The organism is Nonomuraea endophytica, assembly GCF_014203235.1.
In the GTDB taxonomy this organism is placed as follows: Bacteria; Actinomycetota; Actinomycetes; order Streptosporangiales; family Streptosporangiaceae; genus Nonomuraea; species Nonomuraea endophytica.
The window spans coordinates 247,850-271,440 of record NZ_JACHIN010000006.1 but is presented as its reverse complement, the minus strand read 5'-3'; the positions used below and the strand labels follow the sequence as shown (position 1 = coordinate 271,440).

General features: G+C 71.0%; 22 protein-coding genes and 1 pseudogene. 9 read left to right on the top strand and 14 right to left on the bottom strand.

Going from position 1 to position 23,591, the window contains the following annotated elements; translation table 11 throughout:
- Nucleotides 1–31: 31 nt before the first annotated feature.
- Nucleotides 32–1,096, top strand: a complete 1,065-nt coding sequence (locus tag HNR40_RS23450; RefSeq protein WP_184964760.1) for an ABC transporter substrate-binding protein — start codon at nucleotides 32–34, stop codon at nucleotides 1,094–1,096.
- Nucleotides 1,097–1,295: 199 nt separating this feature from the next.
- Nucleotides 1,296–1,829: a DUF1062 domain-containing protein gene (locus tag HNR40_RS23445; RefSeq protein ID WP_312896486.1), complete on the top strand. Its 534-nt coding sequence runs from the start codon at nucleotides 1,296–1,298 to the stop codon at nucleotides 1,827–1,829.
- A gap of 57 nt (nucleotides 1,830–1,886) precedes the next feature.
- On the opposite strand, the gene HNR40_RS23440 is transcribed toward HNR40_RS23445, so the two are convergent.
- From HNR40_RS23440 to HNR40_RS58170, 6 genes and pseudogenes are all read right to left on the bottom strand, one after another.
- Entirely contained in the window at nucleotides 1,887–2,249 is a 363-nt protein-coding gene (locus HNR40_RS23440; protein WP_221340734.1) for a hypothetical protein, read from the bottom strand.
- A 108-nt stretch (nucleotides 2,250–2,357) separates the two neighbouring features.
- Nucleotides 2,358–2,882 (bottom strand): hypothetical protein, encoded by a 525-nt coding sequence (locus HNR40_RS23435; RefSeq protein WP_184964756.1) that lies wholly within the window; start codon nucleotides 2,880–2,882, stop codon nucleotides 2,358–2,360.
- Nucleotides 2,883–2,916: 34 nt separating this feature from the next.
- Nucleotides 2,917–3,621 carry a hypothetical protein gene (locus HNR40_RS23430; RefSeq protein WP_221340733.1) on the bottom strand — a complete coding sequence of 235 codons (705 nt, stop codon included), beginning with the start codon at nucleotides 3,619–3,621 and terminating at the stop codon, nucleotides 2,917–2,919.
- A 53-nt stretch (nucleotides 3,622–3,674) separates the two neighbouring features.
- Nucleotides 3,675–4,655 carry a hypothetical protein gene (locus tag HNR40_RS23425; protein WP_184964751.1) on the bottom strand — a complete coding sequence of 327 codons (981 nt, stop codon included), beginning with the start codon at nucleotides 4,653–4,655 and terminating at the stop codon, nucleotides 3,675–3,677.
- Between the two features lie 77 nt (nucleotides 4,656–4,732).
- Nucleotides 4,733–5,284, bottom strand: coding sequence for a GbsR/MarR family transcriptional regulator (locus HNR40_RS23420; RefSeq protein ID WP_512699314.1), 552 nt, complete (start codon nucleotides 5,282–5,284; stop codon nucleotides 4,733–4,735).
- Between the two features lie 18 nt (nucleotides 5,285–5,302).
- Nucleotides 5,303–5,437 (bottom strand): annotated as a pseudogene (locus tag HNR40_RS58170) (helix-turn-helix domain-containing protein); the annotation flags it as partial.
- Between the two features lie 143 nt (nucleotides 5,438–5,580).
- Between HNR40_RS58170 and HNR40_RS23415 the strand changes: the two are divergent.
- The 4 genes from HNR40_RS23415 to HNR40_RS23400 all read left to right on the top strand — a co-directional run bounded on the left by HNR40_RS23415 (nucleotide 5,581) and on the right by HNR40_RS23400 (nucleotide 12,138).
- Nucleotides 5,581–6,405: an oxidoreductase gene (locus HNR40_RS23415; protein ID WP_184964747.1), complete on the top strand. Its 825-nt coding sequence runs from the start codon at nucleotides 5,581–5,583 to the stop codon at nucleotides 6,403–6,405.
- Between the two features lie 8 nt (nucleotides 6,406–6,413).
- Nucleotides 6,414–7,904 (top strand): MFS transporter, encoded by a 1,491-nt coding sequence (locus tag HNR40_RS23410; RefSeq protein WP_221340732.1) that lies wholly within the window; start codon nucleotides 6,414–6,416, stop codon nucleotides 7,902–7,904.
- Between the two features lie 115 nt (nucleotides 7,905–8,019).
- Nucleotides 8,020–11,250, top strand: a complete 3,231-nt coding sequence (locus HNR40_RS23405; RefSeq protein ID WP_184964745.1) for a S8 family peptidase — start codon at nucleotides 8,020–8,022, stop codon at nucleotides 11,248–11,250.
- Nucleotides 11,251–11,355: 105 nt separating this feature from the next.
- Complete coding sequence (locus HNR40_RS23400) at nucleotides 11,356–12,138, top strand: bestrophin-like domain (protein ID WP_184964743.1); 783 nt, start codon at nucleotides 11,356–11,358, stop codon at nucleotides 12,136–12,138.
- 9 nt (nucleotides 12,139–12,147) lie between these two features.
- Here the strand turns inward: HNR40_RS23400 and HNR40_RS23395 are convergent, their stop codons facing one another.
- Both HNR40_RS23395 and HNR40_RS23390 read right to left on the bottom strand, forming a co-directional pair.
- Nucleotides 12,148–12,597: a nitroreductase family deazaflavin-dependent oxidoreductase gene (locus HNR40_RS23395; protein ID WP_184965346.1), complete on the bottom strand. Its 450-nt coding sequence runs from the start codon at nucleotides 12,595–12,597 to the stop codon at nucleotides 12,148–12,150.
- 51 nt (nucleotides 12,598–12,648) lie between these two features.
- Nucleotides 12,649–13,146 (bottom strand): winged helix-turn-helix transcriptional regulator, encoded by a 498-nt coding sequence (locus tag HNR40_RS23390; RefSeq protein ID WP_184964741.1) that lies wholly within the window; start codon nucleotides 13,144–13,146, stop codon nucleotides 12,649–12,651.
- Between the two features lie 73 nt (nucleotides 13,147–13,219).
- Between HNR40_RS23390 and HNR40_RS23385 the strand changes: the two genes are divergently transcribed.
- The 3 genes from HNR40_RS23385 (at nucleotide 13,220) to HNR40_RS23375 (ending at nucleotide 15,769) form a co-directional block, all read left to right on the top strand.
- The gene (locus HNR40_RS23385; RefSeq protein WP_184964739.1) at nucleotides 13,220–13,816 is read left to right on the top strand and encodes a dihydrofolate reductase family protein; all 597 of its coding nucleotides are present in this window, start codon (nucleotides 13,220–13,222) and stop codon (nucleotides 13,814–13,816) included.
- Nucleotides 13,810–14,643: an MBL fold metallo-hydrolase gene (locus tag HNR40_RS23380; RefSeq protein WP_184964737.1), complete on the top strand. Its 834-nt coding sequence runs from the start codon at nucleotides 13,810–13,812 to the stop codon at nucleotides 14,641–14,643. The genes HNR40_RS23385 and HNR40_RS23380 overlap by 7 nt, the downstream gene beginning before the upstream one ends.
- A gap of 136 nt (nucleotides 14,644–14,779) precedes the next feature.
- Nucleotides 14,780–15,769, top strand: coding sequence for a TerC family protein (locus HNR40_RS23375; protein WP_221340731.1), 990 nt, complete (start codon nucleotides 14,780–14,782; stop codon nucleotides 15,767–15,769).
- An 18-nt stretch (nucleotides 15,770–15,787) separates the two neighbouring features.
- Here HNR40_RS23375 and HNR40_RS23370 read toward each other — a convergent pair whose 3' ends face one another.
- The 6 genes from HNR40_RS23370 to HNR40_RS56460 all read right to left on the bottom strand — a co-directional run bounded on the left by HNR40_RS23370 (nucleotide 15,788) and on the right by HNR40_RS56460 (nucleotide 23,408).
- The gene (locus HNR40_RS23370) at nucleotides 15,788–16,420 is read right to left on the bottom strand and encodes a response regulator (protein ID WP_184964733.1); all 633 of its coding nucleotides are present in this window, start codon (nucleotides 16,418–16,420) and stop codon (nucleotides 15,788–15,790) included.
- The gene (locus tag HNR40_RS23365; protein WP_184964731.1) at nucleotides 16,417–17,652 is read right to left on the bottom strand and encodes a sensor histidine kinase; all 1,236 of its coding nucleotides are present in this window, start codon (nucleotides 17,650–17,652) and stop codon (nucleotides 16,417–16,419) included. Before HNR40_RS23365 ends, HNR40_RS23370 begins: the two co-directional genes overlap by 4 nt.
- Nucleotides 17,653–17,675: 23 nt before the next feature.
- Entirely contained in the window at nucleotides 17,676–18,431 is a 756-nt protein-coding gene (locus HNR40_RS23360) for an ABC transporter permease (RefSeq protein ID WP_184964729.1), read from the bottom strand.
- Between the two features lie 26 nt (nucleotides 18,432–18,457).
- Nucleotides 18,458–19,378 (bottom strand): ABC transporter ATP-binding protein, encoded by a 921-nt coding sequence (locus HNR40_RS23355; protein WP_184964727.1) that lies wholly within the window; start codon nucleotides 19,376–19,378, stop codon nucleotides 18,458–18,460.
- Nucleotides 19,379–19,536: 158 nt separating this feature from the next.
- Nucleotides 19,537–21,390, bottom strand: a complete 1,854-nt coding sequence (locus tag HNR40_RS23350) for an AAA family ATPase (RefSeq protein ID WP_184964726.1) — start codon at nucleotides 21,388–21,390, stop codon at nucleotides 19,537–19,539.
- 113 nt (nucleotides 21,391–21,503) lie between these two features.
- Nucleotides 21,504–23,408, bottom strand: a complete 1,905-nt coding sequence (locus HNR40_RS56460) for a tetratricopeptide repeat protein (RefSeq protein ID WP_184964724.1) — start codon at nucleotides 23,406–23,408, stop codon at nucleotides 21,504–21,506.
- Between the last annotated feature and the right edge of the window lie 183 nt (nucleotides 23,409–23,591).

The following is a 23,591-nucleotide window of genomic DNA, read 5'->3' as shown; positions in this document are numbered from 1 at the left end:
AGCTCACAAGTACCACAGGAGACACCAACACATGAACACGCCATCATCCGTCCGGATCGGAGCTCTCGCTCCGCTGACCCGGCCCGGGTGGGCCGAGGCGGGCCGCCACCTGCTCGCCGGGCTCGAACTGGCCGCCGGCGAGGTCAACGACGCCGGCGGGATCGGCGGACGGCCGCTCGAACTCGTGGTCCGTGACACCGCGGCCGATCCGCGGAAGGCCGCGGCGGCCGTGGACGAACTGGCCGGTATGGGCGTGGCCGCCTTGGCGGGGGAGTACCACAGCGTCGTCGCTCGAGCCGCCGCCGCCCGGGCCGACGCGCTCGGCCTGCCGTACCTCTGCTCGTCGGCGGTTCTCGACGCGCTCACCGAGCACCCGACCGACTGGGTCGCGCGCCTGGCACCGGCGCAGTCCCGAGGCTGGCGGATCTACGCCGACTACCTCCGCGGCGCGGGCCACAGCCGCATCGCCGTGGCCGCCCAGCCGAGCGTCTACTGGGCATCGGGGGCCCGCATCCTCCGGGAGCACCTCACCGTCATCGACCTCGACATGGGCACGCTCACCCCCGCCGCCGTGTGCGACGAACTCGCCGGCAACGGCGCGACCGCCCTCCTGCTCCTGGTCGGCCACCCGGACCCGGCGGTGCCGATCGTCAAGGCCGTGCGAAGCGACCCGCGCCTGTCCGAGATCATGATCGGTGCCCCGGCCGGGCAGCCGGAGCTCCCCGAATGGGTGGCGTCGCTGGGCGAGGACGGCGCCGCGATCCCGTTCCTGCGCTACCTGCCCGAGCGCCTCAGCCCGCTGGGCGCCCGCGTCGAGAGCGCCCTCCGCGATCGGCTGGCCGAAACGCCGTCGTTCGTCGCCTTCGAGGGCTACGACACCGTCACGGTCCTGGCCGACGTGCTGCGTTCCCGGGGCGTGGACCGGCCACGCATCGCCGAGGCCTGGCCGAGCGTCGCGGTCGAGGGCACCCGCGGCCAGATCCGGTTCTCCCGCACACCGGGCATCGACGTCTGGCAATGGGCCTGGCCGCCCATCCAGGTCGCCGACCGGGATCCCGCGGAACCCGGCCGCTTCCGGATCCTCCACACCGGCTGAGGGTGGTGGAAAACTCATTGAACGGGGCGGGAATGCCGCACTAAGGTGCCGTCACGACTTCGACGTGAGGACATGCGCTTGACCCCGCCCGCTCTTTAGACCTGACCCCGCTTCCCGACGCCGCGCAGCCGCCGGCTGCTTCGGCGTGCCCGTCAGGTCTTGAGAGATCATGTCTTCACAACCCCATATCGATCATGTCGTGCTGCCCTGGAACGTCCGGCGCACCCGCCTGCCCCTGCTGACGCTGCGCTGCGTCGGCTGCGGGGCGGCGTCAGCCACCACGGGCGAGGGCCGCTTCCGCGTCAACGCCAACGGCAAGCTCCTCGACGTCTGGCTGCTGGTCCGCTGCGTCTCCTGCGACCGGACCGGCAAACTCACCGTGCACGAGCGGGCTCCGGCCCGCTCCGTAGCGGACCTTCAGGCGTATGAGAACAACGATTGCGAGCTGGTCGCGCGCTGGTTGCTCGACCCGCTCTTCGCCCGGCGCAACCGCTTCAGCCTGGACTGGACGGACGCCTGGCGCCTTGTCACGCCGCCCGAGCCGCCGGATCCATGCTGGCCGGTGAAGGTGGAGGTGTCCTTCGCCGACCCGGTGCCCGTCCGGCCCGACAGGCTGATCGCCCAGGCTCTGGGCATCAGCCGGGCGGAGATCGACCGCCGCATCAAATCCGAAATATCCCTCGTCCGCCGGATCAATACGGACTTCTCGTTCATCGTCCTGCCGGCGGACTGACCGGCACCTTCGGGCCCGCCCTCCGCGAGGAGGGCGGGCCTCAAGGCCGCATCCGGGCTATCGCACCAGCACGATCGAGTTGATGGGAGTGAAGTCGTACGGCGCGTAGGCGCCGACGCCCCGCAGCACGGGGTAGCAGTCGGTGCCGTTGTAGCCCTTGCATATCTGGAAGCCGGCGCCGCCGGTCTGGCTGTTGATGAGGATCTTGATGCCGATCACGTTGGACAGGTTGTGCGGCCCGTAGGAGTACCAGATGTTCCTGCGCGCTATGGAGCCGTCCGGTTCCTGGAGGCAGACCGCACCGCTGGGGCAAGTGGCGGCGACGGCTGACTGGGTGACTGGTTCGGCCCGCGCGGGGCCGGTTGCGGACAGGGTGGTGGCCACGGCGCCGATGACGGCCAGGCTCATCATCCGTTTCATGGATCTCCTCTGTTCGGCGAACTGCGAGTCGATCTCGGTCTACCACCCAGGTATTGATTGGCTTCAGGGCGCGCGGAAAAGACAATCAATTCCAATCAACCTCGGGGCTCAGCCGCCGGGGCCCGTCGGCTGGATCGGCGCGCCGTCGCCGTTCGTCGGCAGGTCACCACGTTCGACGGGGCTTCGCGGCGGTGCGGGTGTCCCGTCGCCGACGGCGGGCCTGGCGCCCTCGGCCGCCCGCTTCAGCACCGCCCGGTCCACCTGCCCGGCCTGGCAGGTCAGCCGGATGTAGAGGCCGGCGCGGACCGCGACGTACTCCTGATTGCCCTCGTGCTCGGTGTACCAGCCGTCACCGTCGCGCTCGCAGGTCCCCACGCACTCGTACGGCGTCCGGTCGACCCGTGACTCCACCTGCCTGCCGTCCGTGGAGGTGTAAACGGCGCCGAACCCGTCCTCGCCGACCGCGCCCACCGACTGCTCGGCCAGCTGGAACCCGGGCAGCTCCACCACGTACATCAGCTCGGGCGCCACACCCTGCCGGGTGGCCTGGTCGATGACGGCCTGGCTCAGCGGCGAACCGGAACCGCAACCGGACAGCACGATCAGCGCCAGCAGCGCGACCAAGGAACGCATCCTTCCACTGTGGTCCACGAGGATGTCACCGAGGTCACGGCACCGCGATGGCGGGGGCCACGCGGGCTGATCCGATGCCGCGATCGGGCTTGCCGAGCCGGAACCGTACCCTGCCCTTGAGCACGGTGCCGGACTCGGCCAGACCCTCGGTGAGGCCCTCCCCGGGGAAGAGGGTGAACGTCCATCTCTCGTTGGCTTCGCAGTCGGGCAGGTCGCGCCCACCCTGCAGCACCCGCGCCCCCCAGAGCTGACGGATCATGAGAGGCCTGGTGTCGGTCCCCGCCACCGTGTACGCCGCCGCCGGCCCGCTCACGACCTGGTGGTGACTGCCCAGGGACGGGCCGTAGGCGCCGGTGACCGTGGCGACCATGGTCCACGGCCGCCCGTCGCCCACGCCGAGGACTCCCGAGGGCAGCCGGTCGTCGAACACGTCATCCGCAGGCACGCCGAGCTGACCGGCCCGCACCTCCGCGGGCATCGGGCGGCGGGTGTCCAGCTTGCCGGGGTCCGGCACCAGCAAGATCCCATAGGTCGTCTCGTCGGCGAAGCGGGCCGAGGCGAAGTGCTCGCGGAGGGCGCTTAGCGCACGTTCGGCGACCTCCCACGACTCGTCGGGAAAGGCCGTCGCCAGATACCCGGGCGTCACCGCGGGCAGCCCGGCCCGCGCCACCGCCTCGGCCACCGGCGCGCACGTCGCCCATCCGGACTCGGCCAGCCTCTCCACCTGCTCATCCTTCACCGACATCACCCCGGAACCGGAAACCGCTCATCCCCGTACGTTATGCGCAGCGGTCATACGGAGTTCGCTTCCACCGGGTCGCGGAGAGAGCGGGCGGCGCGGATCACCCAGGTGGTGGCCGCCGCGGTGGCGAGCAGCACCGCCGCGGCGGCTGCCAGGGTCGGCGCGTCGGGGTGGATGAGGGACTGGCCGCGTCCGGCCTGCCAGGTCACGGTCGCGACGAGCCCGGCGTAACCCAGGGCCGCGACGCCGACCAGCCGGGCCCGGACCTTCTCCTCGCGCAACCACGAGCGGCGGGCGGCGAGGGCGGCCAGCAGGGCGGTGAACAGGAGCAGCGCCTGGATGCCGTGCAGGGCGAAGAAGTGGGGGACACGGAAGTCGCCGCCGGTGACGCTCCAATGGGTCAGCGGCATGCCGTTGCCGTCGGGGTCGCCGATGCCATGGCCCTGATACAGCGGTACGGCGTGGCCGTTGGCGTCGGTGACCGTGCGGGGGTGGATTTCGGTGGTCATCCAGTAGAGGGGGACGATCATGCCGTAGACGGCCAGGGCGAGTCCGGCCCGGATGGCCCGGTTGAGTGCCGGTCCGCCGGTGCGCTGCAACAGGACGGCGACCGCCACGACGAGCTGCGTGATCAGGATGATCATCACGCCATAGGTCAGGACGGGCACCAGGGCCAGGGTGATCGGGTCGGTCTGGTCGGCGTTGAAATGGCTGACCGTGCCGCGGGCGGCCTGGACGGTGATGGCCCCGACCTCCACGATCGCGGTCAGCGCGAAAACGGTGCCCATCCACCAGCCCAGCCGCCTGGCCCTGGTCAGTTTGCCCAGCAGCCAGGCCAGCGTGGCGGCGTACAGGCCGAAGGCGAAGCCGAACTTGAGCGGCTTGACCCAGACCGGCTCGCCGAGGAGCGTCCGGTCGTCCACCAGGAGACCGGCCAGGCAGACGAGCATCAGTACGGCCATGACGGTCGCGCAGGCCATCAGCGGGCGATGCCGGACGCGGCCGTCCGGGCGCGGAGTGTGTCGGGTCATGGCAGGCAGTCTGGCGACGCCGCCGACACGGAAACAGTGGCCGGAAAACCATTTACCGCAGGTTTCGTGCCAAACCTTCACCGCTGGCGTTGCATGGACAGGGCCTGCCGCCAGTGCTCGGCCGCCTGGGCCATGTCGTGGCCGAGGAGCTCGAAGAACTGGCTGGTGGTGTGGAGCCGGTCGCCCGTGGGTGTGTCGGTGCCGAAGATCCCGGCGCCGTGCCGGGTGGTGGCCGCCCACATCGCCATCGACCGGGCGCTCGCCGCCCAGGTGCGATACCAGACGTCGACGTCCACGACGTATCGCATCCGGCGCGCCTCGCGCTCGCGGGCGACCATCTCCCTGCCCTCCAGCCACCTGATCGCATGGGAGATCGTCGCCGGGCTGACCTGGAGGTGCTGGACCAGCTCAGCGGCGGTGAGGCTGCCGCCCTCGCTGGTGAACAGCGCGGCGAACACCTTGGCCGTCATGGGCGCCATCCCGGTCTCGACCATCATGGCGACGAACTGCTCTTCGAACTCGCGCATCGTGGGGGTGTCACCGGCGTGGGCGGACGGGACGCCGGTGTGGGGAGCGCGCCTGCGCCGCCGGGCGCGCCAGCTCGTCGCGTGCTGCGCGCGGGCGGCCAGATAACCGTGCGGGCCGCCGTTCCTGGCGATCTCGCGGGTGACGGTGGATCTGGAACGGCCCAGCCTGCGGGCGATCTCCGCGTACGTCAGTCCGGCCGCCAGCCCCTCGGCGACGCGGCGGCGATCCTCGGCCGTCAGCCGGTCTCCTGGCATGTGACTTATCTTCCCGTTGTTGCACTCAGCTGCACATTCATTGCACCAGTATAGGGGCGTCTACCTGCGCAAATGAGTTTCGTGAGTTGTCTCCGTCCAAGCGCAATCCTAGCCTTCTCCGCAGGAAGAAGAGGAGAGTCACCATGGAAAAGGTCGTCATCGTCACGGGCGCCTCCGCCGGGATCGGCAAGGCCACCGCCCTCGAACTCATCCGCGCCGGGCACGTCGTCTACGGCGCCGCCCGCCGCGTCCACAAGATGGACGACATCCGCGAGGCCGGCGGGCACGCGCTGGCGCTGGACGCGCGCCGGCCGGAAGACCTGGAACGGGTCATCAGCACCGTCGTCGAGGAGCAGGGCCGCATCGACGTGCTGGTCAACAACGCGGGCACCGTGTTGCACGGCGCGGCCGAGGACGTCTCCATCGAGCAGGCACGCGACCAGTTCGAGGTCAACGTCTTCGCCCCGGCGCGGCTGGCGCAGCTCGCCCTGCCGTACATGCGCGAACGGGGCTCCGGCACGATCGTCAACATCTCCTCCATCGGGGGCGAGATTGCGCTGCCGCTAGGCTGCTGGTACTACGCGACCAAGCACGCGCTGGAGGCCTACTCCGACACCCTGCGCATGGAGGTCGAGCCGTTCGGCATCGACGTCGTGATCATCCAGCCCGGCATCATCAAGACCGAGTTCGAGGACCACACGCCGAGGGACCTGCGCGAGATCTCCGGCGCGACCGCCTACGGCGCCATGGCCGAGGCGATGGCCGTCCGCGCGGAGTCGCAGCTCGGCGCCGACAGCCAGGGCTCCGACCCGAGCGTCGTCGCCATCGCGATCCGGGAGGCCATCGAGGCAGGCAAGCCCGCCACCCGCTATGCGGTGGGCTGGATGGCCGAGCGGCTCCTGGAGCTCAACAGGACGTTGCCGGACCGCGAGTTCGACAAGCTCGTCACGAACTTCTCCGGCAAGTAGGCCGGGCGATGCCACAAGAACCGAACCCGCGCAGGTGGTGGGCGATCGCCGCGCTGGTGCTCACGTCGCTGGCCGTGGGGTTCGACGTGACGATCCTGAACCTGGCCCTGCCGAGCATGGCGACCGAACTGGGCGCGGGCAACGCCGAGCTGCAGTGGTTCGTCACCGTCTACACGCTGGTGTTCGCGGCCGGCATGATCCCGGCGGGGGTGCTCGGCGACCGCTACGGCCGCAAGAAGACGCTGCTGGCGGCGCTGGTCATCTTCGGGATCAGCTCGCTGGCCGCCGCCTACGCCCCCTCGGCCGGGGTCTTCATCGGGGCGCGTGCCGTACTCGGGCTCGGCGCGGCGCTGATCATGCCGACGATGCTGGCGCTGATCCCGGCGATGTTCACCGCCGAGGAGCGGCCCAAGGCGATCGGGACGCTGGCGGGCGCCTCGATGCTGGCCTTCCCCATCGGCCCGGTGCTCGGCGGCTGGCTGCTCAACCACTTCTGGTGGGGCTCGGTCTTCCTGATCAACATCCCGGTGGTCGTCGTGGCGTTCCTCGCGGTCGCCGCCTGGCTGCCCGAGTCGCGGGCCGAGCGCCGCAGGCGGGTCGACTGGGGCGGGCTGGTGCTGTCGTGCGCGGCGCTGACCGCGCTCACGTACGGGCTGATCGCGATCGGCGAACGCGGCTGGGGCGACGCCGCCGTGATCGCGCCGCTCGCGTCCGGGGCGGCCGCGCTGGCGTTGTTCGTGCTGTGGGAACGGCGGGCCGCCGAGCCGCTGGTGGACCTCTCGCTGTTCACCAGCGCCCGCTTCACCGCCGGCACCGCGGTGGCGACGGTGGTCAACTTCACCATGTTCGGCGTCCTGTTCACGCTGCCCCAGTACTTCCAGGCGATCCTGGGGACCGACGCGATGGGCAGCAGCCTGCGGCTCCTGCCGCTCATCGCCGGGATGCTCGCCGGCATGCTGACGGCGAGCAGGCTGAGCCGGACGATCGGCCCCAAACTCGCCGCCGCCCTGGGCCTCACGCTCCTGGCAGTAGGCCTGTTCTACGGAGCCACCACCGGTACGACGAGCGGCACCGCGATGACGGCCACCTGGACGGCCGTATACGGACTCGGCCTCGGCTTCGTCCTGCCCACCGCGATGGACGCGGCGCTCAGCGCGCTGTCGCCGGGCAACGTCGGCGTCGGGGCCGCGGTGAACCAGTCCATCCGCACCCTGGGCGGCAGTTTCGGCGCGGCGATCCTGGGCTCGATCCTGACCTCCGCCTACCGCGCAGGCGTGCCGGAACAGGCCCGCGAGAGCGTCTTCGCCGGCCTGGCCACGACCTCGGCCGACACGGTACGCGCCGCCTTCATCCACGGCCTGGACCTCGTCCTGGTCACCTGCGGCGCCCTGGGAGCCGCCGGAGTCCTGCTCGCCCTGGTATGGCTGCCCGCGTCCTCCACCCGCCCCCGGCACAGGTCGCCGGAGACGATCCGTACACCCGTGGGAGGAAGCGGCTGACGCGAAGGATTCTCCGTGGCGCAGTTATGACATGACCGAAACCGCCACCGCGATGACTTGTCGGCGCATCCGACCCTTGATCGACTCTCTTCGTCAGGAAGAGAGGAAGACAATCATGGTAGGCAGAACCTTACTCGCGGCGGCCGTCCTCGCGACGGCACTGGCCGCGACCCCGTCGGCAAGCGCGGAGACACCCCCACCCGACACTGCCGCCGCGAAGAGCGTCACGCTGGTCACCGGCGACCGTGTGAGCGTGGACCGCGGCCGGATCACCTTCACGGCCGGTCCCGGCCGGACGAACGTCCGCTACATCACCGAGGGCACCAAGGACGACTGGACCCTCATCCCGCTCGACGTCGCGGGCGACGTGGCCAGGGGTGTTCTCGACCGCAACCTCTTCCGGGTCCCGCAGCTGATCAAGGACGGTATCGGCGAGAAGCAGCTGCCGCTGATCGTGCAGTACCGCCAGGGCGCGGCACCGATGACAGCGCTGTCCGGCGCACGTCCGCTGGCCTCCATCAACGCCGTCGCCACGCCCGGCGCCGCCTGGGCTCAGCTCAGCCAGGACCGGTCGGTGCAGAAGGTGTGGCTGGACGCGCCGGTCAAGGCGACGCTCGACCGCAGCGTGCCGCAGGTCGGCGCGCCGGAGGCATGGAAGGCCGGTTTCACCGGCGAGGGCGTGAAGGTGGCCGTCCTGGACACCGGCGTCGACGACCGCCACCCCGACCTCGCCGGGCGGGTGGACGCGGCGGCCAACTTCAGCGAGAGCGCCGACGCCATGGACCGCGCCGGTCACGGCACCCACGTGGCCTCCACCATCGCCGGTCAGGGCGTGGCGGGCTCGCCCGCCCGCAAGGGCGTCGCGCCGGGAGTCCGGCTGCTCAACGGCAAGGTGCTCGACGACGGAGGCAGCGGCTACACCTCCGACATCATCGAGGGCATCGACTGGGCCGCCCAGCAGGGCGCCAAGATCATCAACATGAGCCTCGGCGCGCCCGACCAGGCGGGCCTGGACCCGCTGGAGCAGGCGGTCGAGCGCTACTCCGCCGAGCGCGACATCCTCTTCGTCATCGCGGCGGGCAACGAAGGCCCGCGGGCGGGCAGTCTGGGCAGCCCCGGCAGCGCCGACGCGGCCCTCACCGTCGGCGCCGTCGACTCCGCCGACAAGCTCGCCGGCTTCTCCAGCCGTGGCCCCCGGGCCGGCGACTTCGCGCTCAAGCCCGACCTGACCGCTCCCGGCGTCGCCATCGCCGCGGCCAAGGCGGGCAGCGCCGAGCACGTGCGCATGTCCGGAACCTCGATGGCCACCCCGCACGTCGCGGGAGCCGCGGCCATCCTCGCCCAGCAGCACCCCGGCTGGACCTCGCGCGAGCTCAAGGCCGCCCTGGTCACCACGGCCAAGACCGGCGGCAGCGTCTGGGAGCACGGCACCGGCCGTCTCGACGTGGCCAACGCGGTACGCCAGAGCGTCACGGCCGACGCCGGCACCGTCGCCTTCGGTCACCTGCGCTGGCCGTACGAGGACAAGCCCATCGCGCGCACCCTCACCTACCGCAACGCCGGCACCGCGCCCGTCACGCTGAACCTCGCCCTGGAGGCCACCGACCTCGCGGGCAAGGCCGCGCCGCAGGGCGTGTTCACGCTGAGCGCCGCGCAGGTCACCGTCCCGGCGGGCGGCAGCGCCCCGGTCACCGTGACCGCCACGCCCAAGGCCGCAGCCACCACCGCGTACGGCGGGCGGATCACCGCCACCGCCGAAGGCGTGACGCTGTCGACGCTGACCAGCTTCGGCAAGGAGCCGGAGAGCTACGACCTGCACGTCAAGCTGATCGACCAGCTCGGCACCGTCCCCGACGACTCCGAGGACTTCATGCCGATGACCTTGATGCCCGAGGACGGCGGGCCGCTCATCCAGATGGGCATCAACCACGGCGACAGCGAGGGCCCGATCCGCGTGCCGGCCGGCCGCTACCTGGCCTACACCGTCATGCGGACCCAGTTCCCCGACCGGCGCGCGGAGCTCAGCGTCGTGCCGATCACCGGACTGGAGGTGAAGGCCGACCGCGAGGTCGTCTTCGACGCCAGGACCGCCAAGATGATGGACGTCAAGACCGACCGGCCCGACGCCAAGACGGCCGGCGAGGAGTTCGTCTTCTTCCAGAAGCGCCAGGACGGCCAGGAATGGGCGGCCAGCTTCTCCATCGACCGCTTCTCCCTGCCGCGCAACGTCCCGCCGGACCCGCTGCGCTTCCGCGTCGCGCCCACCACGGCCAAGACGTCCGGGTTCCGCTTCGAGACGTTCACCCAGCTCGCCGCCCTGCGCTCGGACGGCACGTTCACCAACAGCCCGTACGTCTACAACCTCGTGCTGCGCAAGGACGGCGTGGTCCCCGGGGAGCTGCGCACCCGTGACCGCGAGCTGGGCAAGGTACGCGCCGACCTCGCCACCCTGCGGGCCGAAGCCACCGGCGCGCCCGGCGCCGGACCCATGGCGGGCGGACCCCTCGGCGACGGCTACACCGGCTGGAGCCAGGTCGTCACCGCCCTGCCCGTGACGCAGTCCTGGTACTTCACCCCCGGCATCCCCTGGGAGCGCGCCTTCGAGACGATGCCGAACGGACGGCTTCACCAGACGATCGAGTACGCCGACGCGCGCACCTTCCGCGCCGGACGCGAGGAACACGAGCGATGGAACTCGGCGGTCGTGGGTACGGCCCTGCGTGAGCGGACCCTCGTCACCAGGACCGACACCGAGTTCGAGGTCGGCAACCTGCCCATGTGGCACGCGGCCGGGCGCGACCGCGTCACCGGCAGCAGCGACTACGGCGACGGCACCACCACGCTGCTGCGCGACGGCAAGGTCGTCGCGACGGCCGGCCAGTTGCCCAACTACACCGTGAACCTGCCCGTCGCGCCCGGCTCGGGGCGCTTCCAGCTCCGCGTCGAGGGCACCGCCGACCCCAGGGCCAGCGAGCTGTCGTCCAAGCTCACCACCGAGTGGTCGTTCACCTCGGCGGGCGCGGGCCCGGTCCCGCTGTTCGTCCTGCGGGCCGAGCCCAAGCTCGACCTGAACAACGCCACCCGCCCCGGCCTGATGACCCTGCCGCTACGGCTGGAGCGCATGGAGGGCGCGACCAAGCCGATCACCAAGGTGACCGCGGAGGTCTCCACCAACGGGACCTCGTGGCACCGGGTCGCGGTCGTGCCTACCGGCCGTGACAGCTGGCACGCGCTCCTGCTGAACCTGCCGCGTACGGGCGACTCGGTCTCCCTGCGGCTCACGGCGCGCGACAGCGCGGGCGCCACGGTCAGCCAGACCGTCGAGCGCGCGTTCCGGGTGCGCTGAGTCCCGGGCTGATCCGGTGGAACCGCGGCTCCACCGGATCAGCCACGACAGTCCCACCTCGGCCAATACTCTCTGTATGTAGCTAGCTACAGAAAGAGAGGTCTCATGTTCGTAGCCTTGGTGGGCGTCGCCGTGGCGCTGGTCGCGGCCACCGTCGCGGGCTTGGCCGCCTACCTCGCCGACCGGGCCATCTCCCAGAAGGTCCGGCAGGACTTCCGTGAGGGCAGCGGCCTGGTGAGCGGCATCATCGGCACGCTGTTCGCGATCAGCGTGGGTCTTGTGGTCGTCGCCTCCTGGAACCAGGTAAACTCGGCCACCCAGACCAGCTCCACCGAGGCCAGCAACCTGGTCGACGTCTACTGGTACTCCCGCAGCCTGCCCGAGCCGCAGCGCGAGAAGCTGAGGCGCCTGGCCGACGAGTACACGACCACGGTGATCCGCCAGGAATGGCCGCTCATGGCGGAGCAGCGAACGTTGTCGCCGGCCGCCTGGCGCTCGGTCGAGCAGTTGCGCGCCTTCTTCCAGACCATCGAGCCGACAACCTCAGCCGCATCCACCCGCTACGGGCAGGCCATGAGCCGCGTCCAGGCCGTGCTCGACGCCCGCAGGACCAGAGCGCAGATGGCCGACACCGGCGTGCCGCCCCTGCTGTGGATCGCCCTGGCCGGCTGCGGGCTCACCGTCGTGGTGCCGGCGGTCGTGTGCGGCGGCCCGGTCCGCAAGGTGCACATCACGATGGCGGCCGTGGTCGGCGGGCTCGTGGGCATGGTGCTGTTCCTGGTCTACCAGCTCGACTTCCCGTTCAGCGGCGGCGTGACGGTCTCGCCGGCCGCCTTCGAACAGGCCCTCGACCGCTTCGCCAGCATCCGCTCGCTCGGCACCGGCTAGACCGGGTAGTCAGCGCTCGGTCGCCGCCTCCAGCACGAAGACGGGGATCACCCGCCCGGCCTTCGCCTGGTATTCGGCGTACGGCGGAAACGCGGCGACCGCGCGCTCCCACCACTCGGCCTTCTCGTCCCCGGTGATCTCCCGGGCCGTCATGCCCTGGCGGACGGGCCCGTCCTGGAGTTCCACGTAGGGGTCCGCCTTGAGGTTGTGGAACCAGACCGGGTGAACCGGGAAGCCGCCCTTCGAGCCCACGGCCGCGTACCGGCCCTCGTGCTCGACGCGCATCAGCGGGACCTTGCGGATCTTGCCGGTCTTGGCGCCGCGCATGGTGAGAATGATGACGGGCAGTCCGGTGTCCCAGAGCGTCGTCCCCTCCGTGCCGCCCGAGCTCTCGTACAACTCGACCTGTTCGCGCACCCACCGCGCCGGACTCGGCCCGTACTCGCCCTCAAGGGGCATCGCGTCCATCACAACCCTCCCTTACCCGACCCGGGAGATGCTCGACCACTGTCAGTCGGTGTGTTCTCGCTTGGCGGCCGCGGTGTAGGCGGCGTCGAGGCGCTCCAGGGGGCTTGGGCCGTTGTGCGGTTTCGGCGGGGCGCCGAGGTGGTGGACGCGGAGTTCGTCCATGAGCTCCTCGAGGAACGCCGGACCCTCATCGCGCATGAGCTGCTGGCGGATCCGGAGCTCGTCGCTGCCGGGGCGCCAGTCGAGGCCCCAGTCGCCGAGGGCGTAGATGATCGGAAGGGTCTGGATGCCGGCTTCCGTGAGGCTGTAGCGGGCGCGCTGTCCTCGCACCGCGGTGCCGCGGGTGAGGATGCCCGCGTCGAGGAGGCGGACGAGGCGGTCGGCGAGGATGTTCGACGCGATGCCCTCGATCGACCCGGTGAGCAGCGCCCGGAAGTAGCGGCGGTCGCCGAAGATGACGTCGCGCAGCACGAGCAACGACCAGCGATCTCCGAGCACCTCGACGGCGGCGTTGATCGGACACCCGGACCGTGGTTCCACGATTCCTCCTTGACGGGCATTTCGCCACCACTATAGTGATTGCAAAACGCAATCACTACGGGGAAGAGGAACGATGGGCCGCTTCGTCTATTCGATGAACGTCTCCCTCGACCTGCGGATCGAGCAAGTTCCCGGAGACAACGGGGCCGGCGAGTGGCTTCGCCTCGACGAGGAACTGCACCGCGAGGCCAACGCGCGGACGCGGGCGCTCGCGCTCATGGTCCACGGCCGGGTCTACTACGAGCTCATGGAGGAGTCCTGGCCGCAGTCGCCCGAGGACGCGTCGCTGCCGGACTTCATGCGTGAGTACGGCGAGATCTGGACGGCCAAGCCCAAGGTGCTCGTTTCGCGCACCCGGCGCAGCGCCGGTCACAACACCCGGATCATCGGCGGAGACGACGCGATCGAGCAGCTCGCCGCCCTGCGGGCCGGGACCGACGGCGACATCAGCGTGGGCGGCGCGGCGCTCGCGACGCAGCTGCTCCGGGCCGGGTTGCTCGACGAGCTGATGCTCTGGACCCACCCCGCGATCCTCGGCTTCGGCAGGACGCTGTTCGACGACTACGACATTCCGATCGACCTCGACCTGATCGAGCAGCGAACGTTCAACCAGGGCGTCACGATGCACCGTTACGCCCTCCAGGATGTAAAGGAGGCGAGCCCATGCTGACGCAGGTCGCAGAGGGTGTGCTGGTCCACGAGAGCGAGTTCGTCCAGAGCAACGCCATCGTCGTGCGGGGCGGGGCCGGTGTGCTGCTCATCGACCCCGGGGTGACCGGCGCCGAGCTCGACTGCCTCGCGGACGACCTTCACAAGCTGGGCCAGCCCGTTGTGGCAGGGTTTTCCACCCATGCGGACTGGGATCACCTGCTCTGGCACCCCCGGCTCGGCGATGCGCCCCGTTACGGCACGGCGCGCTGCGCGGACACCGTCCGGGCTCAGCTGTCGGAGCCGGACGCCGAGGCCAAGGTCGCCGAACACCTGCTCGACACGGAGATCGCCGGGCAGGTCCCGCTGGACATGTACGGCCTCATCACCGCCCTACCTGCCGAAACCGCACAGGTTCCCTGGGACGGCCCCAAAGTCCGGATCATCGAGCATCAAGCCCACGCGCCGGGCCACGCGGCGCTGCTCATCGAAGAACGCGGGGTCCTCGTGGCCGGCGACATGCTCTCCGATGTCCTGGTTCCGATGCTCGACCTGGAAGGCGCCGACCCGATCGAGGACTACCTCGCCGCGTTGCGGCTGCTGGAGGCCGTGGCGGGCGAGGCCGACGTCGTCGTCCCGGGCCACGGTTCCGTCGGCGAGGCAGGCCAGGTGCGCGCACGGATCGAGCTGGACCGGGCGTACGTGCTCGCCCTGCGTGAGGGCCGGGATCCCGGCGACCCGCGCGTCGGCCCATCGGCCAAGCCCGGCTGGGAATGGGTGAGCCACGTGCACACAGGACAACTCCAGAGCCTCGCGCCCGGGTTTTCGGCACCCGGGACCCTCAACTAGGCTGACGGGGCGAGGGGAGTACTTCGTAAGAGCCGGCCCGGTCAATACGGACGTGATGTGACGTCCCCGGGCGGCCACCTGCGTGAACGCGGGTGAAGGAGACCTCGAACGGCCGTATACGTTCGAGGAGCCTGTGTTGGCAACCGTACTTTCCGCTGACCTGACGACGATCGGCACGCCGGCGTTGTGGGCGATCACCGTGGCCGCGCTGGCCGTACTGCTGAGTGTGGACTTCGTCCTGACGCGGCGCCCGCACGAGGTGCGCATGCGTGAGGCCGTGGGCTGGTCGCTGTTCTACCTCGCCCTGCCGGTGGGGTTCGGCGTCTATCTGTGGCAGGCGTTCGGCACCACGGTCTCGGTGGAGTTCTTCACCGGATACGTGGTGGAGAAGTCGCTGTCGGTGGACAACCTGTTCGTCTTCATGCTGCTGCTGTCGGCCTTCGCCGTCCCGGCCGTCTACGCCCAGCGGGTGCTGCTGTACGGCATCATCGGCGCCCTCGTGCTGCGGGCGATCTTCATCGCGCTGGGCGCGGCCGTGCTGCAGAGCGGGACCTGGGCGTTCCTGCTGTTCGGCGGCATCCTCATCCTCACGGCGGGCAAGGTGATGAAGGACGCGCTGGCCGGGCACGAGCAGGAGGTCGACATCTCCCGCATGCGCTCGGTCCGGCTGCTGCGGCGCTTCATGCCGGTCACCGACGACTACCGGGGCTCACGCCTGGTGGTGCGGGAGGGCGGGCGCCGCGCGCTCACGCCGCTCGCGCTGGCCATGGTGGCCGTCTTCGTCACCGACATCGTCTTCGCCGTCGACTCCGTGCCGGCCGTCTACGGCGTCACCGAGGACCCCTTCCTCGTCTTCGCCACCAACGCCTTCGCCCTGCTCGGCCTGCGGGCGCTCTACTTCGTCCTCCAGGGCGCCCTGGCCAAGCTGCGCCACCTCAACCACGGCCTGGCCGTCATCCTGGCGTTCATCGGCGTCAAACTGGTGCTGCACTGGGCACACGGCATCTGGCCCGTCATCCCCGAGATCCCCACCCTGCTGTCACTCGGCGTGATCATCGCGGTCCTGGTCATCGTCACGATCACCAGCCTGACCGCCAACCAGCGAGACGACAGCCCACGGCCCTGACATCAAGACGTCCGTGGGTCACGGCGTTCGCGGGACGAGCAGGCCGCGGTTGAACGCCTCGGTGACGGCGGCGGCGCGGTCGTTCACCCCGAGCTTGGTGTAGATGTTCAGCAGATGGGACTTGACGGTCGCCTCGGTGATGAACAGCCGGGCGGCCGCCTCGCGGTTGGTGTTGCCCGCCGCCACCAGTTCCAGGACCTCCAGCTCGCGGGGGCTGAGCAACTGCGGAGCGGGTTGCCGCATGCGGTTCATCAGCCGGGCGGCCACCGTCGGGGACAGCACGCTCTCGCCCCTGGCCGCGGCCTGCGCACCGCGCAGCAGTTCCTCCCGGGGGGAGTCCTTGAGCAGATAGCCGGTGGCGCCCGCCTCGATCGCCGGCAGCACGTCGGTGTCGGAGTCGTAGGTCGTCAGGACCAGCACGTGCGCGGTGACGCCCAGCCGTGACAGCTCGATGATCGCGGCCAGCCCGTCCATGACCGGCATGCGCAGGTCCATCAGGATCACGTCGGGCCGGAGCTCCTGGGCCAGCCGTACGGCAGCGGCCCCGTCCGCGGCGGCGCCCAGCACCTCGAATCCGGGCGCGGAGGCGAACATGCTGCTCAGCCCGTCCCTGACGACAGGATGGTCGTCGGCGATCAGCAGCCGGATCATGTGCCGCTCCCGGCCGGACAGGGGACGCAGGCCGAGATGCCGGCCCCGGCGCCGGGCTCGGACTCGACCCGCAGGCTGCCGGACAGTCCCTCCACCCGTTGCCGCATGATCGTCAGGCCGAACCCGCCCGCCTCCAGGATCGCGGGGTCGAAGCCTCTGCCGTCGTCGCGCACGTCCAGTGCCACCTCCTGCTCCAGATAGGACAGCGTCACCCCGACCCGGCTCGCGCCCGCGTGCTTGGCCACGTTGGCCAGCGCCTCCTGCGCCGTGCGCAGCAGCGCGAACTCGGCCTCCGGCAGCATCGGCCGCGCCGTGCCGGTCGTCGTCACCTGGACGGGCAGGCCGTGCAACTTCGACCACCGGCCGGCGACGGCGACGAGCGCGTCGCTCAGCCGGGCGGTCTGCAGCGGCTCGGGCCGCAGCGCGTCGACCGAGCGCCGCGCCTCGGCGAGGCTCTCCCGCGCCAGGTTCTTCACCGCGTCGAAGGGCCGCCGCCACGGCGCCGGGACCTCGTGCATCTGCTCGGCCGCCTGGAGTTGCGCGATGATGCCGGTGAGTCCCTGCGCGAGGGTGTCGTGGATCTCGCGGGCCATCCGCTGGCGCTCATCGAGTACGCCCGCCTCCCTGGCCTGGGCCAGCAACTGGGCGTGCAGACCGGCGTTCTCGGCGAGCGACACCTCCAGCAGCCGGTTCGTCCGGCTCAGCTCTTCGAGGGTCTGCTCACGCCGTTCCTCCTCCTTCTCGGCCAGCCGCAGGACCCACGCGCAGCCGCACATCAGGGCGATGTTGAAGGCCACGATGGTCACGTACATCGCCACGCCGAGCGTGTCCGTCTTGGGGATGCCGGACGCCTGCGCCGTACCGGCGAGGACCGCCGCGGCGCTGACGCCCAGCAGCCGCCACGGCCAGCGCAGGACCGTGAAGGAGTAGATGTACGCGGCGGGAGTGAAGAGCCCGAAGGCGGGGTGACGGGCCACCAGGACCGCGGTGATCACGATCAGCCCCGCGACGAACACGCCCATGATCCACGGCCGGTCCCGCCAGCCCGGACGCAGGGTGAACATGCCGAGGATCCACGCGGCGGCCAGCGCGCACAGGCCGAGGTCGATGGGCAGGGAGCCGCCCGCCCAGTCCTCCACGATCAGCAGGATCGCGACGAGGAGCGCCAGCAGCGCGTAAGGAACCACGTTGACCAGAAGGAACGGCGGCTCTCGCGAAACTTTGCTGCTCAAAACTCCCCTCTCTCCGCGCGATTCTATTCCCAGCGGAACCAGCGGACCGCGACGAACCCGCACACCGCCGCGTACGCGGCCAGCGTCAGCAGCTGCACGACGGACGGAAAGTCACCCAGGTACGCGTTCTGGAACGCCCCCATGCCCGCGCCCAGCGGCGTGAAGGGGGCGATCTCGCGCAGCAGCGGCGGCATCTGCGAGATCGGGCCCCAGAGCCCGGCGAAGAAGATCAACGGGAAGAACAGCACCGTGCCGATCGCCGTGGCCGCGGCGCGGCCGGGCGCGAGCGCGGAGATCAGCAGGCCGATCGCGAGCAGCGCCGCCGCCGCGAGCAGCCAGGCGAGGGCGAAACCCAGAGGGTGTTGCGGCAGGTCGACGCCGAAGCCGAGCCAGGCCGTCGCGAGGAACAGCACCATCGCGATGACCGCGATGGCGAGGTTGGCCACGAGCTGGCCGGCGAGCACGCGGGCCGGGCCGACCGGCGTGGTCCGCATGCGCCGCAGCACGCCGTTCTCCCGGTAGCCCGCGAGCGTGGCCGGCAGGGAGGCCGTGGCCAGGATGGCCAGATTGAACAGGATCAGGACAGGAACATAGAGGTCGAAGTACGTCAGGCCGCCGCCGCCCTCAACGAGCTGCCGCAGATCCGGGACGCTGGCCAGGATGATCAACAGGATCAGCGGGAAGCCGATGCCCCAGAGGGGCGCGACCTTGTCCCGGACGCACAACGTGCTCTCGGCCTTGACCAGCCGCCAGGTCGCGGAACCTTGCAGAGTTGACATGATTGTGAGGTCCTCTCGGTGATGTGTTAGCGGGCGCCGGATTCGAGGCGTTTGCCGGTCAGCTGGACGAACGCGTCCTCCAGGCTCGCCTGCTCGACGCGCAGCCGTTCCGCCACGATCTGGTTGCGGGCCAGCACGGTGGTGACGGCGTTGAGCGCGTTGTCGGAGCCGCTGACGATGACCATGTCGCCCTGGCGGGTGACGCCGGAGACGTCGGGCAGGCTCGTCAGCAGGCTGTCGTCCATCGGCCTGGACGGGCGGAACCGGATCCGCTGCCCGATGCGCGCCCGCTCGGTCAGCCCGGCCGGGGTGTCCACCATGACGACCCGGCCGGCGTCGATCAGCGCGAGCCGGTCACACAGGCGTTCCGCCTCTTCCATGAAGTGGGTGACCAGCACGATCGTCACCCCTCGGGCGCGCACGCCCTCGATCAGGTCCCAGGTGTCGCGCCGGGCCTGCGGGTCGAGGCCGGTGGTGAGCTCGTCGAGGATCGCCACCCGGGGGCCGCCGACGAGCGCCAGCGCGATCGAGAGCCGCTGTTTCTGGCCGCCGGACAGCTTGCCGTACCTGGTCTTGGCCTTGTCGGCCAGGCCCAGGTCGTCCAGCAGCGCGCGCCAGTCGGCGGGCCGGGGGTAGAAGGAGCTGTAGAGCTCCAGGGCCTCGGCGACCTGGATCCGCTCGGGGAGGTGGCCGGCCTGGAGCTGGACGCCGAGCCGCCGGGTCAGCTCGGCCTGGTCGCGGAGGGGGTCGAGGCCGAGCACCCTGATCTCACCGCGATCCGGCCTGCGCAGGCCCTCGACGCACTCCACGGTCGTCGTCTTGCCGGCGCCGTTCGGGCCGAGGATGCCGAAGATCTCACCCTCCTGGATGGTGAGCGAGACGTCGTCCACGGCGACCTTGTCGGCGTAGCGCTTGTGGAGGTTGCGTACCTCGATGACTGGTGGCATGCCCGTCCTTCCGGTGATCTGCTGTGGCTCATCAGCCTGCTATGACCAGCGGTTTTCCGGCATCGACCAGTGGACGGGACCTGGCACTCCACCGATCGGTGGAGTGCCGCCCGCCGGACGACGGGTCGCGCGTCACCGGCTCGGGTGGTTCCAGAGCGTCACGCGCCGTTGTCCAGCCTCTTCAGCCGCCGGCGGATGCGTTCGGCGGCGCCGACGAGGCGAAGGATCCTCCTGGTTCCGGGATCGTCGTGGAGGGCGAGCGTGCTCACGTACTTCATGATCGTCACGCCGATCTGGCGGGTCGTCTCGTCGTCACGGCCCCGGGTCTCTTCGAGGCCGGTGAGGACGGAGAACCAGAGCACGAGCACCATGACCGTGTGGCCGGCCCGCCACTCCCGGTCGGCGTCGAGGTAGGCCTCGGCCAGGTTCCACTTGGCCTGCAAGGTGAGGGAGTGGTGCCTGCCCAGGGCCCGTTCGGCGTCCGTGATGAGCTGCCGGTAGTGGGCGAAGGTCAGGCGGTCATCCTCGCGCCGGGCGTACAGGCCGCCGAGTTCGAGCCGGGTCTCCAGGGTGTCGAGGGTGCCGGGGCCGAGCACCCGCTGCTTGTCGGCGACGAGCCGTTCGAACTCGGCGATCGTGACATCCAGGGGATCGAGCGGCGTGCGCAGCTGGGCCAGCGTCGTCCGCATGGACAGCAGGGCCGGGTGGCCGGAGCCCTCGTGCGCGGCCATCGTGCTGTCGAGGAAGGCGACGGCTTCCTGTCTCGACACCGTGCGCGCCAGGTGGACGCCGTAGGCGACCGCGAGGTCGGCCGAGGTGTCGTCGAGCTCGGCGAGGCCGCCCGCCGCGACGAACGCGGCGAAGTGCGGAGCCAGCCGGTCCGCCGGCTCCGGTCCGTCCGTCCAGGCGGTCCGTAACGTGTGGCCCGCCTGGTGCCGGGATCCGGGGACCTTGCTGACGGCCTGGACGAGCCGGTGCACCGAGAGCGCGTCGCCGGACCGGGTGACCAGCCCGTACGCGGCGAGGTGCCCGAAGGCGGCCACGTATGCGTCTTCGTCCGGGAACAGGCTGGTCGGGATGTCGTCGGGGGCGAGCCAGGCCAGGGTGGCGAGGATCCGCCCGGGAAGCGGCCCGTGCCGGGCGGCGATCCGGTCCAGGGTGACCTGCCAGGTCCGCGCGACGGTCCGGTCGAGGTCCCCGCCCGCGGGCGTCCAGTCCAGCACCGCGCCGTCGCCGGAAAGGCACCGCAGATACGTGCGCGCGGAGACCTGGTTCTGGCCGATGTAGTGACCGGCCATCTCGATCGCGAGCGGCAGCCCGCCGAGCGCGTCGCACAGCTCCTCGCCGCCGTCGAGCAGGCCGCGATCGGCCACCCGCCTGTCCAGCATCTTTACGGCATCGCCCGCGGACAGCACACCCAGCCGGATGGGCGTGGCGATGCCCTCCCAGCCGACGCCCTGGCGGCTGGTCACCAGGAACCGCCCGCCGGGCAGCGAGCCGATCAGCTCGGCGACCTCCGGCGGCCGGGTCACGTTGTCGAGGATCAGCAGCCAGCCCTGGTGACTGGCGAGCCACTGCATGGCCCACTCGACGGGCCGCTCCGGCGAGCCCTCCGGATAGAGCTGCCTGGCCAGCGCCTCCAGGCCGAAGTCGATCTGGGCCGGGTCCTCGGCGTCGATCCACCAGATGGGGTTGCGCCGGCCGACCTGGTCCAGCGCGTACCGTCCGGCGAGCGTGGACTTCCCGATCCCGCCCAGCCCGGTCAGCACCAGCGCGGTCCCGCCGGAACGCCGCCTCATGGCCTTGGCCAGTGCCGCGTGCTCCTTCTCCCGCCCGACGAACAGGCCGGCGGCCGCGCGGGTGGAGCGCAGCCGCAGGACACGGGCTGGCGCCTGCACCGTCGTGGCCGGCACCTGGGGTGGGGCCTGGACGATGTTGTTGACGATGTTGATGGCATCCGCGCCGGTGTTGATGATGCCGCTGTTACGCCAGACCCGGACCTTGTCCGCCATCAGCCACCTCCTCCAGCGCATTGTTCGCCGGGATCATCCACCGCGCCAGGGGCTACGGCCTGCCCGGCGAGGTGATCGAGCGTACGTCCGGCCTGACCTCCGCCCCCGCGACCTCACGGGAGGTGCCGGGCCCAGTCGGTCGTGGGGTGGCGGGGGCCGAGTATGCGGGTGGCGAGGGTCACCGCGCGGGCGGCGCATGCGGCGGCCTGGCGGGTGTCGCCGACCGCGTGGTGGGCCAGGGCCAGGTTGCCGAGCCGTACCACCAACTCGGGATTGTCGGCGGCCAGGGCGCGCTCGGTGAGGTCCAGCGCCTGGAGTTCCAGCGCGAGCGCCTGCTCGTGATCGCCCACGCCGGCCAGCGCGGCGGCCAGGTTGCCCAGGTGGCGGCCGAGGTCGGGGTGGCCGGGCGGCAGCGTCACGGTCGCGATGGCCAGCGCGCGGCGGGCCATCGGCAGCGCGTCGGCGGCGCGCCCGAGGTCGATGTAGACGGCGGCCAGGTTGCCGACCCGAGGCGCCAGGTCGCGGTGGCCGGGGCCGAGCGAGGCCTCGGCGATGGCGACGGCGCGCACGGCGTGCTGCAGGGCGTCGTCCCTGCGCAGGCCGCTGAGCGTGGCCGCGAGGTTGGTCAGGAAGCCGATCAGCGCGGGATGGTCGGGGCCGAAACGGTCCTCGGCGAGCGTCAGCGCCCGCTCGGCCAGCGGGAACGCCTCCTTGAACCGGGCGTGCAGGTTGAGCAGGCGGCTGGTGTCGCGAAGGAGCCTGCCCAGCGACATCGAAGTCTTGTGCACCGGCATCAGCGAGGCCACGGCGACCGCGTGCGGATGCAGCGACAGGCCGTCCGGCCACTCGTCGAGGGCGAAGGCGCGGCGCTCGGGCAGCCGCGTGAGCAGCATGGACAGCGCGTCCCTGGCCGCCGCGTCGAGGAGGTGGGCGTCCCTGGCCTCCGCGCGTACCGCGCTCTGCACCAGCCGGTGGATGGCGACGCCGCCCGCGCTGCGCTTGACCAGGCTGTAGGACGCCAGCAGCGCCAGGTCGCGCAGGGCCGCCTCGTCGAACAGCGTGAGCGGGATGTCGTCGGGGGCGAAGCACGACAACGCACGCAGAAGCGCCAGCGCGGTGGGGCTGGTCTGCTCGACCTCCCGCATGCTGATCCGCCAGATCTTCGAGATGGTCTGCTCGGGGTCGCCGCGGTGCGCCACGGGCGCGTAGAGGTCGAAGGTCTCGTCCAGTTTGGTGAGGTACGCGGCGACGTCGCCGTGGGTTTCCTCGATGTAGGCGCCGGCCTGTTCGATGGCGAGGGGCAGACAGCCGAGCGCCGCGGCCAGGCGGGTGGCGGGTTCGCGGTCCTTGCCGCCGGCCGCGCTGAGCATGAGCAGGTCGGTGGCCGACTCCAGGGACAGCACGTCCAGGGCGATGAGCTCACGTACCCGCCAGGCCCGCGCGCCCAGGTCGCGCCGCGTGGTGACGATGATGTGGCCGCGCATCTGGGCCAGGAGGTCGCGTACCTGGGCGGGGTTGTGCACGTTGTCCAGGACCAGCAGCCAGCCGTCGTGCTCCAGCAGCCAGGCCTTGGCCCAGACGGCGGCCTGGCGGGTGGGCACCTCGACCGGGTGCTCGGGCACGAGGAAACGGGTGAGCTGGGCCAGGCCGGCCTCGATCTGCTCGGGCGACTCGGCGGTGATCCACCAGATGACGCGGTAGTGCTCGCGGTTGGCCGTGGCGTACTGCAGGGCCAGTTCGCTCTTGCCGACGCCGCCCAGGCCGTAGACGACCTGGGAGACGACGACCGAGGCCGCGCCGGTCAGCGCGGTGCCGAGCGTGGCGAGCGCGTCGGCGCGGCCGACGAAGTCGAGGGCCGGCGGCTTGGTGAGGTTGCTCAGCCTGCGCGGCGCCGGCACGTCGCCGGGGCGGGGGAGCGGCAGGGCGGAGGTGCCGAGCTGGGCGCCGTCTCCGGTGATGATAATGCCGGAGTTGGCCCCGCCCAGGGCGGCGGAACGCGGGCCGGTGGGTACGTTCAAGTTCAGCGGGCGCACCTCCCAGGGCTCCAGCCCGATCGTAGCCCTCAGATCGACTCTCCGGCTGGAGATCGACGATGGCCGGCCTGCTGGGCTTGGCGGCCATGTCGGCGCCCGTTCAGACCGCGGCGCAGATCACCGGGACGACGTCGTCGACACCTTCCGTTCCTGACCGATTTGCCGCCG